The sequence below is a fragment of the Rhodocyclaceae bacterium genome (assembly GCA_020248265.1).
Lineage (GTDB): Bacteria > Pseudomonadota > Gammaproteobacteria > Burkholderiales > CAIKXV01 > CAIKXV01.
On the sequence record JADCHX010000004.1, the window covers coordinates 419597 to 432865 of the forward strand.

The 13269-nt window shown below is 66.0% G+C and carries 12 protein-coding genes and 1 pseudogene; 1 reads left to right on the forward strand and 12 read right to left on the reverse strand.

Going from position 1 to position 13269, the window contains the following annotated elements; translation table 11 throughout:
* Positions 1-4: 4 nt before the first annotated feature.
* Positions 5-988, reverse strand: coding sequence for a hypothetical protein (locus tag ING98_05670; protein ID MCA3101342.1), 984 nt, complete (start codon positions 986-988; stop codon positions 5-7).
* A 53-nt stretch (positions 989-1041) separates the two neighbouring features.
* Positions 1042-1932: a glycosyltransferase family 2 protein gene (locus ING98_05675; GenBank protein ID MCA3101343.1), complete on the reverse strand. Its 891-nt coding sequence runs from the start codon at positions 1930-1932 to the stop codon at positions 1042-1044.
* Positions 1933-2048: 116 nt separating this feature from the next.
* On the opposite strand from ING98_05675, the gene galE reads away from it, so the two are divergent.
* A complete protein-coding gene (gene galE, locus ING98_05680) occupies positions 2049-3044 on the forward strand; it encodes a UDP-glucose 4-epimerase GalE (protein ID MCA3101344.1) in 996 nt (331 codons plus the stop codon).
* Positions 3045-3069: 25 nt separating this feature from the next.
* Here the strand turns inward: galE and ING98_05685 are convergent, their stop codons facing one another.
* The 10 genes and pseudogenes from ING98_05685 to ING98_05730 all read right to left on the reverse strand — a co-directional run bounded on the left by ING98_05685 (position 3070) and on the right by ING98_05730 (position 13174).
* A complete protein-coding gene (locus ING98_05685) occupies positions 3070-4923 on the reverse strand; it encodes a polysaccharide biosynthesis protein (protein ID MCA3101345.1) in 1854 nt (617 codons plus the stop codon).
* 141 nt (positions 4924-5064) lie between these two features.
* Positions 5065-6060, reverse strand: a complete 996-nt coding sequence (locus ING98_05690; protein MCA3101346.1) for a glycosyltransferase family 4 protein — start codon at positions 6058-6060, stop codon at positions 5065-5067.
* Positions 6057-7208: a UDP-N-acetylglucosamine 2-epimerase (non-hydrolyzing) gene (gene wecB / locus ING98_05695; GenBank protein MCA3101347.1), complete on the reverse strand. Its 1152-nt coding sequence runs from the start codon at positions 7206-7208 to the stop codon at positions 6057-6059. Before wecB ends, ING98_05690 begins: the two co-directional genes overlap by 4 nt.
* 197 nt (positions 7209-7405) lie before the next feature.
* Positions 7406-7528, reverse strand: a pseudogene (locus tag ING98_05700) (UDP-glucose 4-epimerase).
* 5 nt (positions 7529-7533) lie between these two features.
* The gene (locus tag ING98_05705) at positions 7534-8253 is read right to left on the reverse strand and encodes a class I SAM-dependent methyltransferase (protein MCA3101348.1); all 720 of its coding nucleotides are present in this window, start codon (positions 8251-8253) and stop codon (positions 7534-7536) included.
* Positions 8254-8275: 22 nt separating this feature from the next.
* Positions 8276-9589, reverse strand: coding sequence for a glycosyltransferase family 4 protein (locus ING98_05710; GenBank protein ID MCA3101349.1), 1314 nt, complete (start codon positions 9587-9589; stop codon positions 8276-8278).
* A 16-nt stretch (positions 9590-9605) separates the two neighbouring features.
* A complete protein-coding gene (locus ING98_05715; protein ID MCA3101350.1) occupies positions 9606-10541 on the reverse strand; it encodes an NAD-dependent epimerase/dehydratase family protein in 936 nt (311 codons plus the stop codon).
* Complete coding sequence (locus ING98_05720) at positions 10538-11551, reverse strand: glycosyltransferase family 2 protein (protein ID MCA3101351.1); 1014 nt, start codon at positions 11549-11551, stop codon at positions 10538-10540. Before ING98_05720 ends, ING98_05715 begins: the two co-directional genes overlap by 4 nt.
* 2 nt (positions 11552-11553) lie before the next feature.
* Positions 11554-12339 (reverse strand): alpha-1,2-fucosyltransferase, encoded by a 786-nt coding sequence (locus tag ING98_05725; protein MCA3101352.1) that lies wholly within the window; start codon positions 12337-12339, stop codon positions 11554-11556.
* A 109-nt stretch (positions 12340-12448) separates the two neighbouring features.
* Positions 12449-13174 (reverse strand): hypothetical protein, encoded by a 726-nt coding sequence (locus tag ING98_05730; GenBank protein MCA3101353.1) that lies wholly within the window; start codon positions 13172-13174, stop codon positions 12449-12451.
* Between the last annotated feature and the right edge of the window lie 95 nt (positions 13175-13269).

The following is a 13269-nucleotide window of genomic DNA, read 5'->3' on the forward strand; positions in this document are numbered from 1 at the left end:
GCGCTCAGCCAGGCGTGGTCGACAGCACGGCGCGAACCTGCTCATCGAAGATCCTGTACTCCGCCCGCACCCATTGCCGGTACGACTCGAACGCCCGGTGGTGTGTCTCGAAGTCGGCGAGGATGCTTTCGAGCAGCGGGACGGCGCGCTCCACGAAGTCCGGGGCGCGGGTGTCGAACTTGTACCGGGCCGGGATCGGCAGGTCGATGTCGTTGCCGGCCGATCCGAGCCGGCCGGATACGATGCAGCATCCATGCGACGCCGCTTCGCGCGGCAGCCGGTCCCGGCCCGGATGGTGGCCGAAGTCGACGTACAGGCGCGACGCGTCCAGCAGCTCCGACAACTGGTCGCGGTTCAGCCCCTGCAGCGGCTGGAAGTCCCAGTCCGGTCGCGCGGCGCGCAGGCGATCGACGAACGCCTTGCCCTTGGTCGGGTTGTAGAGGATCCGCTTCTGCTTGCCGGCGATCAGTGCCGGCGTCTGATCGACGAAATGGTCGACATTGATGTAGTCGATCAGCGGTTCGGGTTCGATGCCGCAGGCGCGCAGGTAGGCGGTCGCGTGCTCGGTCTGGGAGAGATGGCGAAGTCGATGCAGGCCCCTGGCACCGTTCCAGGGACGCTGCCCGCGCAGGGCCCGCTTCCAGTACTGCGACCAGTCGCGCAACGGGTTGACGTTCTTCCGGCAGAGGAAGTTGTCCAGGGACAGCCACCACAGGGCTGCCTCCGCCTGGCGCACCTTCAATGCGTCCGAAGGCATCACCTCGGGGAAGACGATCAGCTCGCCCGGCAGGTCTTCGTACGGCGCCTGCGGTGCATCGTACTGCGCATAGGGCGGCGGAACCTCGAACGTGCGGCCCGGAGGCCAGTACACGATGAAGGCGGGATGTCCGGCGCGGCGCATGGCGTCCACCAGCTGATGCAGGGCTTCCGGTCCGCCGGTGACCGCGTTGCCGGGGCACACGACGAGGATGCGGCGAAGCGAGGTCAAGTGCTGATCCTTTGCGCTGATCCGGGACATGCCGGATGTGGATGCCTGTCCATTCAGTCGTCACCTTCCCGGGTCGATGACAGGCTCTGTGCGAACCGGTCGGTATCGAGCAGCGGATAACGGGACGACGCGGCGAGCCATGCCCGGCGCAGGCGGTTCGCCAGCGAAGGCTCCAGGATGCCCGTGTCGGCACCCTCTGCGAGCAGCCGCTTGCGCTCGGCGCGGAAGTGCTTCGATGTCAGGCCCCACTTGAGCAGGAGGGTGTGCCCACCCTTGTTCTTCCGGATCCGTCCCGTGCTGCGCTGGGAGAAATGGTAGACATGGCTGTCACCCACTACCTTGAACCTGCGGCAACCCACCGCCCACATCTTCAGCAGGAAGTCGTCGTCCGAGGACATGCCGGGAGAATACTCGATTCCGTAGCCGCCCAGCCTGTGCCACCAGAGGCGGGAGACCACGGTCGGCTGCGACCCTTCGCCATCGACGTCCGCCGAGGGCAGGCCGGCCACTGCCTCGAGCAGCGCCTGCTCGTCGAATTCGGGCGGCGTTCGCCCGGCATCGAAACAATCGATGAACGGGACCTTGCTCGGGAAGGGTTCTATCAGTCGCGAAGAGTAGAGCGCGAGGTCGGTCGGGGCCTGCGCGATCGCCCGCGCAAAGGCGGTATCCCAGCCCGGGCAGCAGAACATATCGTCATTCAGGTAGGCGATCCAGGGCTGCGTGGCATGCATCGCCAGTTCGTTCAACGACATGCAGACGCCGAGGTTGCGTTTGCTGGACGTGTACCGGATGCCCTGCGATTGCAGCCACTCAGGGGTGCCGTCGGTGCCTTCGTTCACGTGGACGAGGATCTCGTACGGGACGGACGTGTGCTTGCGGATCCCCGCCACGCAGAGCTGCAGGTACTCGAGGTTGTTCCAGGTCGGAACAAGGATGCTGAACATGGGGTCTACCTGACCGGGCGTTGCGAAGCGCGGGCCCCACGCCCGCCGTCGGGCGTGCGCAATATACTCGAGGCGATCCAGCGGCAGATGGAGTGGCGCATTTCAGGGGGCGACGAATGACGAATGGGCGTAACGATGGACGGGCCGTGCTGGTACTTGGCGGCGCCGGCTACATAGGCTCCCACATGGTTGCATCATTGGTGGATGCGGGATGGGCACCCGTGGTTCTCGACAATCTGGCCACCGGCCATCGGGACCTGCTTCACCCTGGCGTTCCGTTCGTCGAAGGCGACTTCGGCGATCGCAGGACGGTGGCCGCCCTGCTGAAGAAACACCAGGTACATGCGGTCATGCATTTCGCTGCCTCTTCACTGGTCGGCGAGTCGGTTCAGCATCCGCTCATGTACTACCGGAACAACGTCGCGAAAACGGTCGAGTTGCTGGACGCCATGCGGGAAGCCGGGGTTCGCAACCTCATCTTTTCTTCCACTGCCGCAGTCTATGGTCACCCCGAATCGGTCCCGATCACCGAAGCGCATCCCCTGCGTGCGACCAGCCCGTACGGTTCCACCAAGGCGGTGATCGAGCGCCTGCTGTTCGAAGTCGAGACTGCGCATGGCCTGCGCTACATGTCGCTACGGTACTTCAATGCCGCAGGCGCGCACCCCGAGCGCCCTGTCGGCGAGCGCCATGACCCTGAAACCCATCTGATCCCGAGTTTAATGCAAGTGGCCCTTGGTCAGCGTCCGGCCGCACAGGTTTTCGGCCTCGACTGGCCCACGCCGGACGGCTCCTGCGTTCGCGACTACGTGCATGTGTGCGACCTGGCCAGCGCGCACCTGCTCGCGCTCGAAGCGCTACAGGCCGACGCGCCGAGCGCGATCTACAACGTCGGCACCGGCGCCGGGCATTCGGTGCTGGAGGTCATCGAAAGCGTACGGCGCGTCACCGGTCTGCCGGTGCCCTTCGTCGCCGCTGCGCGCCGGCCGGGCGATCCTGCCGTTCTCGTCGCCAATGCCGATCGGATCGGGCGCGAGCTCGGCTGGCGACAAGAACTCAGCGACCTGGATACGATCGTCGAGACCGCCTGGGCATGGCATCGCCGTGGCTGATGTGGTGTCGCACGTCGTGGGCGCGTCACGAAGGCGCGTGTGAGCCCTCCGGTTCGAGCTGCTGCGGCTGGTACTCGGGGACGAACTGTGCAAGTTTCTGCTTGACCGCGCCGTCGCTGACCGGCCCGGACTGCAACTCGGTCAGCCAGAGCGCGAGGCGCTCCAGGAAGTCGCTGCAGGCCGGACGGGCCTGTGCGATGCGCAGCTTGTGGTGCGGTGTGGGCAGAGTCGTCTCGTCGTCGGCAAGCAGTTCCTCGAACAGTTTCTCGCCCGGCCGCAGCCCGCTGTAGACGATGCGGATCTCGTCCTCGCTGAAGCCGGACAGCCGGATCATCGAGCGCGCGAGATCGGCGATCCGCACCGGCTCGCCCATGTCGAGCACGAAGATCTCGCCGCCCTTGCCCATCAGGCCGGCCTGCAGCACCAGTTGCGCCGCCTCGGGGATCGACATGAAGAAGCGGGTGATCTCGGGATGGGTGACCGTCACCGGGCCGCCAGCGGCGATCTGGTCGCGGAAACGCGGGATCACGCTGCCGGCGCTGCCCAGTACGTTGCCGAAACGCACCATCACGAACCGGGTGCCGGCAGTGGTCTCCTGCAGCCGCTCGCAGACGATCTCGGCCAGCCGCTTGGTGGCGCCCATCACGTTGGTCGGGTTGACCGCCTTGTCCGTCGACACGAAGACGAACTTCTCGACGCCGGCATCCACCGCCGCCTGCGCTACCGACCAGGTGCCGGCGACGTTGTTGAGCACCGCCTCGGCACAGTTGTCGGTCTCCATCAGTGGCACGTGCTTGTAGGCTGCGGCGTGCAGCACGACGGTCGGACGGTACTGCCGCATCACCTGTGCCATGCGCACTGGCGAGCGGACGTCCCCGGCGACGGCGACGATCCGGACCTTGCCGGCGAACTCCTGCTCGACCTGGTAGAGCGAAAACTCCGACGACTCGACCATCACCAGCAGCCGCGGACCGAAGCGCGCGATCTGGCGGCAGAGTTCAGATCCGATCGAGCCGCCGGCGCCCGTGACCATCACCACCCGGTCGGCGATCCAGCCGTTGAGGCCTTGGCTGTCGAGCACCACCGGATCGCGCCCGAGCAGGTCGTCCAGTTCGACCGCGCGGATCTGCGAGACCGTCACCTTGCCGCTGACCAGGTCGTCGAACGACGGCACCGTCAGCACCTGCAGACCGGCCGCGTTCGCGAGGTCGGCAGCGCGCTTGCGGTCCTGGTGGCTGGCCGAGGGCATCGCGATGATCGCGTGCGTCGCCCGCATCGAGACGAGCGCGTCGCGCAGCGTGTCCAGCGCCCCGAACACCTTCACGCCGTGGATCGAACGGCCATGGCGCCCCGTGTTGTCGTCGAACAATGCGACCACGCGCCATTCGCCGCTGCGCGAGAACTCCTTGATCAGGCCGGCCGCTGCATCGCCGGCGCCCAGCACATAGACCGAGCGAGCGGCGCCGGATCGTGCCTGGCGTTGCTCGCGCCAGATCCGGTACAGGATCCGGCTGCCGCCCATCGCCATCGCCAGCAGCAGCGGGTCGAGGATCAGCACCGAGCGCGGCACGCCGGTGGACTTACCCTGAAGCGTGAGCACCATCGCCACCGCCATCGCCGCGACCAGCACCGCGAACACGATACGCAGCACGTCCGGGACGCTCGCATAGCGCCAGATGCCGCGGTACAGGCCGGACATCCAGAACACCGCAGCCTGCAACGGTACCACCCAGGCCAGGGAGGTCAGCATTGCACTGAAGAAGGGCTCGGGTATCTCGAGGTTGAAGCGCAGCCAGAACGCCGCGCACCAGGCGACGCCCGCCGCGACCACATCGTGGACGATGGCCAGTGCGGTACGCAAGCGGACGCTGACCTGCATCAGCAGGGACCGCCGCCGGGAAGGCCGGGCCCGCTCATGCAGGGATCGGTGAGGCTGCCGGGCTGAACGGACATGACCTTTGAATGATACTACGGCGCTGTCCTGCGTCGCTGTCGTGTGGTGCCGCGATGCGGCGCTGCGCTACGGCGGTGGCGCCTCGGTCGCCCGGCCCGCCTGCCAGCGGCGATCCACTGCGGCCATCGCCGCGAGCAACGCCGCGCCCCACGCGCCGAGCAGCAGCGCCTGGCCGGCCACCGGCAGCCGCAGCGCGGCCAGCGCCACAGCGGCACCGGCGGCCATCAGGCCGTATTCCGCAAGGGCCGTCCGACGATGGCCCCAGCCGATCCTTACCAGGCGTTGGTAGTAGTGCTCGCGATGGGCCTGCCAGAAGCGTTCGCCGCGCAGCATCCGGCGCAGCAGGGTGGCCGTCGCATCGACGAAGAAGGGCGCGAAGACCACGAACGGGAACCACGCCGGGAAGCGTCCGCCGGCCACGCCTGCCGCACCGAGCGCCCCGGCCAGGAAGCCGAGCGGGACCGAGCCGACATCGCCGAGGAAGATGCGCGCCGGATGGAAGTTGGCCTTCAGGAACACGGCCGATGCCACCGCGATCGCCAGCGACAGTGACGCGAGCTGCGGATCGCCGCCGAGCGCGAATGCGGCGGCCAGGGTGCCGAATCCGCAAACGGCCATGCCGCCGGCCAGCCCGTCCGAGCCGTCCATGAAGTTGTAGAGGTTGATCGACCAGGCGATCAGGAAGGCGGTCGCCGCCTGCCAGGCCAACGGCAGCGGCGGCAGCGCGAGCCAGACGAACGCGCCGGCCGCCCCCGCGTGCAGGCCGAAGCGAAGGGCGATCGGCAGGCTGCGCCAGTCATCCGCGAACGACAGTGCTGCGAGCACTACCACGCAGCCGGCAAGCACACCATGGGCTGGCCAGCCGGGCAGGCAGGCGGCGAGCACGCCCGCGACCACTGCCACGCCGCCGCTGCGCGGGACCGGTACCTGGTGCAGCGATCGTTCGTTCGGCCGATCCATCGGCAGCCGCGCGCGGCCCGGGCCTAGCAGCCAGGCCAGCGTGGCGGCTGCGACCAGCAGGGCCAGCAGCGGGGACAGCAGTTCACCCGTCGCTGTGCTCATGCCTTGCGCCACACCACCCGGTTCACGTAGTCGGTATAGCCCAGGATGATGCGCAGCACCTTTTCGGACACCGCCGGGCGGTGGTAGTCGGCCACCGGCGCTAGCGTGCGCGCCGGGCTGCCGGCCGGCTCGCCGCGCGACTGGGTCTCGAGCACCTTAAGCCCCTGCAGCACGCGGTCGGTGTCGAGGCCGACCATCATCACCGCCGCCTCCTCCATTGCTTCCGGGCGCTCATGCGCCTCGCGCAGGTTCAGCGCCGGGAAGTCGAGGATCGACGACTCCTCGCTGATCGTGCCGCTGTCGGACAGCACCGCACGTGCATTGCGCTGGAGCTGGACGTAGTCGAGGAAGCCGAACGGGGTGTGCAGTTCGACCAGCGGGTCGAGCGTCGCTGCCCGCTCGGCGAGGCGATTGCGCGTGCGCGGATGGGTGCTGAAGATGATGCGCTGGCGGAACTTGCGGGCCAGCGCATCGAGCATTGCCGCGATGCGCTCAAGTGCGGCCGGCGGATCGACGTTCTCTTCGCGGTGCAGGCTGACCACGAAGTATTCGCGGGCATGCAGCTCGATCCGGGTCAACACGTCCGATGCCTCGATGCGCGGCAGGTAATGGTGCAGCACCTCGTGCATCGGGCTGCCGGTCTTGATGACCCGGTCGGGCGGAAGGCCCTCGCGCAGCAGGTAGTCGCGTGCGATGTCGCTGTAGGGCAGGTTGATGTCGGAGATGTGGTCGACGATGCGCCGGTTGAGTTCTTCCGGCACGCGTTCGTCGAAGCAGCGGTTGCCGGCTTCCATGTGGAACACCGGGATCTTGCGCCGCTTGCAGGCGATCGCCGAGAGGCAGCTGTTGGTATCGCCGAGGATCAGCACCGCGTCCGGCTTCTCGGCCTCGAGCACCGGGTCGACACGCATCAGGGTCTGGCCGATGGTATCGATCGCGGTGGAGCCGGGTGACGCGGCGGCCAGGAAGTGGTCGGGACGGCGGATGCCGAGTTCCTCGAAGAAGACATCGTTCAGCGAGTAGTCGTAGTTCTGCCCGGTATGCACCAGCACCAGCTCGGTGGCCTGGTCGAGCCGCGCCAGCACCCGCGACAGGCGGATCAGTTCCGGCCGGGTGCCGACGATGGCCATCACCTTCAGTTTCTTCATCAGACCGCCTCGGGGTAGGTATCGGGCGCCGCAGGATCGAAGATCTCGTGCGACCAGAACAGGGTGAACAGATCGTCGTGACCGGTGTTCCGGATGTCGTGGGTGTGCAGCGTCGGCATGTCGATGTACACCGGAGCATCGCCGCTGTCGCAGCTGCGCACGTCACCGACGATGAACTGGATCGACGGGTCAGCGAGTTCGACCCGCATCAGTTCCTGCTTCAGTTCGTCGCGGCTGAAGATCCGGCGCAGCCGTTCGAGCACGGCACGACCGAACGAGCCCGTGCCGCCGGTGATCAGGACGGTCTTGCCGCGCAGCATGCGAATCATGGTTGGTCGGGGTGCAGAAGCGACATGCCGGGAAGTCCGAGACCCGAGTCGATGCGTCGCCAACGCTGGGGGAATCGCTCCATCACTTCAACGATCGCGCGATCGGGACCGACGTTATAGCCCGATTCCGAGCTCTGGAAAAAGGTGTCGTGCAGCAGGATGGCCGCATCGGGTACCGCTTCGGCTATCCCCGTCAGCTCTCGCAGCACCGACGCGTAAGAATGATCGCCGTCGATCATGAAGAGCGGGCGCTGCGTGCAACCGCCGGATCGCCAGAGCGCCAACGAGACGTTCAGGCCATCTCCCAGATGCAGGCAGACGCGGGGGTTGTCGCGCACCATTTCGCCGCGCCGGCGGCGTGGATGCTCTGCATGGTCGATCTCGTCCGGCAGATCGACCGAATGCACAGTCGTATCGATGGAGAATTCCTGCGCAGTCCGTGCGAAGATCCAGGCGGATTTGCCGAGGTTGGTGCCCCACTCGAATATTTCCTTCGGCTTCAGCCTGCACACCGCAGCGCTCATGAGCAGCAGTTCGTGCGCTGGAAACGGCTGGAAACCCACCCGTGGCACCAGCCGTGACTGCACGAATCGCGAAAGCTGCCGGCAGTCGACCTCGAATGCGCTGCAGCCCGGGTTGCGCGTCGGGTCTGTGCGGGCATGTCTGCGGTCGCGCAGCCGCCGGGCAAGAGAGAGCAACCGTTCTGGGATCATCAAGTGGATTCCGGCTAGGGTTGGTTTACCGGCCTTCTGCAGAATCCCGGCTGATGTCGAAAAACAGCGCTTCATAACGCCGGGTGATCGCTTCCCAGGTGTACGAGTCGAGAAAGCGTTGCCGGCCGGCCGCCCCGAGTGCCCGCAGACCTGCCTGATTCTCCACCAGCCGCGAGATGCCTGCCCCGAGTACCTGCGCCGACACGCGCGTGTAGCCGCGCGCATCCTGCGCCGCCGGGCAGATGATGCCGCATCCAGTCCACTCAGCGATCTCCGCTGCGTTGCCAACGGGAACCGACAGGAAAGGCAGCCCGGCAGCGGCCGATTCGAACAGCACCAGCGGCGAGTATTCCACGTTCGAGGCGAATACGAACAGGTCGGCGTTGAGGTAGGCTTGAATGACTTCCTGCCTCGGCAAGGCCATCAGTGCGGCCCGTGGCAAGGTGCCCGGCGCGTTGACCTGTGCCAGCAACGTGTCCAGCGATGCGCGCGGGGCGGACGGTTCGACCGTGCGTGCTCCGGCTTCGCGTGCACGACTCAGCAGACGCCGTATCAGATCGACCAGCCCGGCGGGACCGCGTGCGCCGATAGCGGCGCGCACCTGATGCACCAGTGCCAGCCCCTTCGACGTGGCGCTCGGACGGGCGCCGATCATCAGCAGGAAGACCGGGCGCGCGCAGGTGACCCACGGCAGGGACTCGAGGAGTTCGAGGTGCCCCTTCTGGCCGTTGACATTGCCGACGGTGATCATCAGGAACGCATCTTCTGGTATCGAATGGCGCCGTCGGAACGCGGGATCCTGCGGCACCGAGAACTCGCGTTCGTCCGCGCCGTTGGGCAGTACGCAGAACGAGTCGATGCCGTGCTGCCGCGCGAAATCGATGTCGCGGTAGTGGGTAGCGTAGAAGACGAGGCGATCGAACCTGCGCAGTACGCCGGGCATGTCCCGGTAGTATTCCGCGTACTCTGGTTCGAAGAGCTTCGAGAAGCCGCAGGGAATGAATACCGATTTCATCCGTATCTGGTCGAGCACGGCAATCATCGCGTCGAAGGTCCACTGCTGGGCCGCCTTCACCATCACCAGGTCGAACCGGGCATCAAGCAGGAACTGCCGGTAGCGGCCTACCTCGCCTGAAAGCCCGGCCACCGCATTGCCAGCAATACTGAACTGGGCGATTTCCACCCCGTTGATCCGTTCTGTGGTTCGCCCTGGCAGACGAGTGGTCGCGACCGTCACGCTGTGGCCGCGGGCGACCAGGCGCTCGGCAATCTGCCGCATCACTTCCTGCACACCGCCCACCGACGGCGCATAGAATTCGCAGGCGAGCAGGATGCTCAGCTTGCCCATGCGCCCGTCACGCCTGGGCGAGCGCGGCAAGCCACGCCCGACGGACGCCCTCGGCCAACGCGATCTTCGGACGCCAGCCCGAGGCCAGGTGCAGGCGCGTACTGTCCAGCACGTTCACCGCCACGTCGAACCGGCGCGGTGACTGGACCTTAACCTGCATGGCACGGCCTGATGCGCTGGCCAGCGGTTCGATCAGGTCGAGCACGTCGCGGTTCGACGAGCCGATCCCCGTGCCGATGTTGTACGCGTTGCAGGCTTCGCCGCGTTCGAGTACGGCCAGGATGCCGGTTGCGACATCGCTCACATGGATATAGTCGCGGATGGTGCCGGGTTCGCCGTACATCACCAGCGGCGCACCGTTGATGACCGACTGTATCGCGGCGGCAATGAAGCCCTGGCCCGAGAACGCTCGTTGTTCATCGCCATACGCGTTACCTGGTCGGGCGATGACGACAGGCAAGCCGTTGCAGCGGCCCGCCATCATCGCGTACTTCTCCTGTGTCAACTTGGTGATGCCGTACGGAGAGATCGGCTCGGTCGGGTGATCTTCCCGGATCGGCAGGGCGGCCGCCTGCCCGTAGATGGTTCCCCCGGACGATACGATGACCAGCCGCCTTATGCCAGCCGATGCAGCCTCCTGCAGCAGGGTTACCGCTGGCGGAAGGTTGGAGCGAATGTCGAACAGCGGGTCGACATAACTCGTTTGTGGAACCGTGCCGTAAGCGAGATCGATCACTTCGTCTGCACCGGCCAGCCATTGCTTCAACAAATCGCGATCACCGTAGTCGCCGGCCTGGTACTGCACGGAGGGCGGCAGCGGGTTGCCGGGATCTGCGGATCGTCCGAGCACGCGCACGCGTCGGCCAGAGCCGACCAGAAGCCGGGTGAGATGGTGCCCGATGAAGCCTGCACCCCCGATGACGCAACATTCCAGGTGACTCATGGCAATGTGTTCCGTGGGCTCATCCGGTTGTAAAGTGCACGGTGCGCGCGATACAGGTGGCCGACGAGATTACCGGTATTGCGCAGTTCGAGGTAGCTCAGTTCCAGCCTCCGTATGCGCGCGCGCGCGTCGCCACGGTACAGACCGCGGTCGCGGCTGTTGACCCGGCGCTCCACGATCCGATCCAGCACGTTGGTCATCGCCCGGAAATCGGGCACGCTCGCCATGCGATGAAGTGCCCGGTGCAGTAACGCGGCGATGTTGACGATGCACGGGTCGTCTACCGCCTGTCCAGACGCCGCTGCGAGATTCTCTGCGCACAGAGTGACCATGTGCTCGCGGAACGGTGATGCACCCGCACGCGACATGCTGCCTGCAACTTCGCGATAGAGGTGCAGCGTCTCGGGGATGTTGGCGATTTCCCAGCGTCTGGCGATTCTCGACCAGAGCTCATAGTCTTCCGGGGGCTGCCGCGCCAGGTCGGTGGCGTAGTGCCCCACGTCATCGAGGGCCGACCGCCGCAGCATCACGGAACTATGGACGAACGGGTTGTCGAACAGCAGTTCATGCTGGAGCGCCTGGTTTCCGACCGGATGCCGGTGTCCGCGGCGCGTGGCCATGCGTTCGTTCAGGATGCCAGCCCAGGTACCGACCAGACCGCAGCGCGGCTGCGCATCGAGCAGCGCGACCTGCCGGCAGAGCCGCGTCGGCAGGGACACGTCATCCTGGTCCTGGCGAGCGATGTACTCGCCACGCGCAAGGCTGATCGCACGGTTGAGGGTCGCCGGCAACCCTGCGTTGACCTGACGGTACAGGCGTAGCCTGGGGTCAGTGAAACCGGCCAGTACCTCCGGTGTGGAATCGGTGGATCCATCGTCGACGACCACGATCTCGAACGTGCAATCGACCTGCGCAAGCATGCTGTCGATGGCCTCGCCGACATACTGGGGGCAGTTGTAGACCGGCAGGATCACGCTGACCCGGGGTTCGACGACCGTCGTTGCCGTCATGTTCACAGCCTGAGCCACGCTGGCGGGACGAGGTCAGCGTCGCTCATTCCAGGCGCCTGGAACCATTGCCGTGGTGCAATCACGGTCCGGTCCGGGTTTGTTCCGAGCCAGGCGCCCCACCAGCTGAACGTGCTGTTCGCCGTGATGTGATGCCGGCAGAGCGCCATCAGGCGCAGGTCTTCGTGCGCCTGCGCTGGGTTGTTGTGATCGACGACCGTCATCGGTGAGACCAGCTTCAGGTTGTTGGTTGCCCACGTTGGATCGTCCGAGAACACGTAGAGGTGGCAATCGCCGATACGCTCGCGCAGCAGGGCCTCTGCCCGCTGGTAGTAGGCTTCATCGCACAGGCCATGAAAGTCGCGCGTGCCTGGGTTCAGGTAGTCGCCCCGCCGCACGTGCAGGGATACTGCGGGCGTACCGGCAATACGCGCGGCCATGGCGAGGTTCGCGCCCTTTGCGGGCGGCAGCCGCAGCAGTTCGTCCCGCAGCATCGCTTCGCTGTGCTCGAAGTAGCGGTAGCTTTGCCAGTAGCCGACCAGGTAGCACTCGGGGGGCGCCGCCAGCACGGACGGATCGAAACCGAAACTGCGTTCGATGAGGACCGGAATGCGGGGACGCGCGGTGAAGCGCGACAGTACGCGTCCGATCCGTCCCATGGGCCGCGAGGGCAGGCGCAGGGTCGTACGCTCGGACGCCGACAAGGTGCGGGCGTGCAGGGAGAACGCACCGATTGCGAACGCACGATCCGCTGATGCGTCCAACACTTTGGTGTCCAGCAGAAGCGGCACTGCATGCCGGGCAGCAAGCGTGCGGCCGAGGGCGTACTGGAAAAGCTGGTTGCCGAGGCCGCCCTGGAGCTGACAGACGATCATGCTTGAAGGCGGCCTTCAGGTGCGCTCATCCCGCATAGCTCCGTTCCCAGGCCTCCATCCAGACCTCGAGCAGTTCAAGCTCCGACGGTGAAATTGATGGCGGGCGAACGATCCAGCGGCGCGGCGTGTGCACCATGCTGAGTGCGAGCAGTTCTCGCACCGCGCTGCGAAGTGCATCGTAGCCAAGGTCGCGTTCGTCGCGATCGGCCGTCACTTCGATGTTGCGCAGGTGGCCCCAATGTGTCTTCCTGAGCCTGATCCGGGTGAAGCCCAGTGCTTCGAGCGTGCGCCTGAAGCGCTTGCCGTACCAGCCGTCCCAATGCACCGCCCAATGCGACTCATGCGATCCGAACAGGTGGCGAATCACTTCCTGCTTTCCGGAATAATCCACGAATGGAGACAGCAGCAGCCAGGCACTCGCCCGCACGTCCGGAGTCTCGATGCGAAGCGTGCCGCCGGGTACCAGCCATTCGCGCCATCGGCAGAGCAGCGCGAGTGCGGTAGTGCGCGGGAAGTGCTCGAACACATGATGCAGCCGGATCTCGCTCGCCGAGAGGGGCGACCGGCGCATCGCCGTCAGATCGCAATACAAATCCGCAGTCAGACCTGCCTGAACCGTGTGCTCCGACGGTGGGTAGTCAACATTCACGTAGCCGTCGAGGTAGTGACGCCCGCAGCCCAGGTGCAGCCTTTCCGGGACCATGCGGGCATTCGATTGGTTGCTAGGCAATGGGGCTGGTGGTCCGTTCATGGGTAAAGATCAATCCTGCTCAGGCGCGCAATGTGCTGTGGCGAAGTTCTGTCCGTTTACGCACAGCGCGGAACACCCGGTATTGTAAGGGTCTG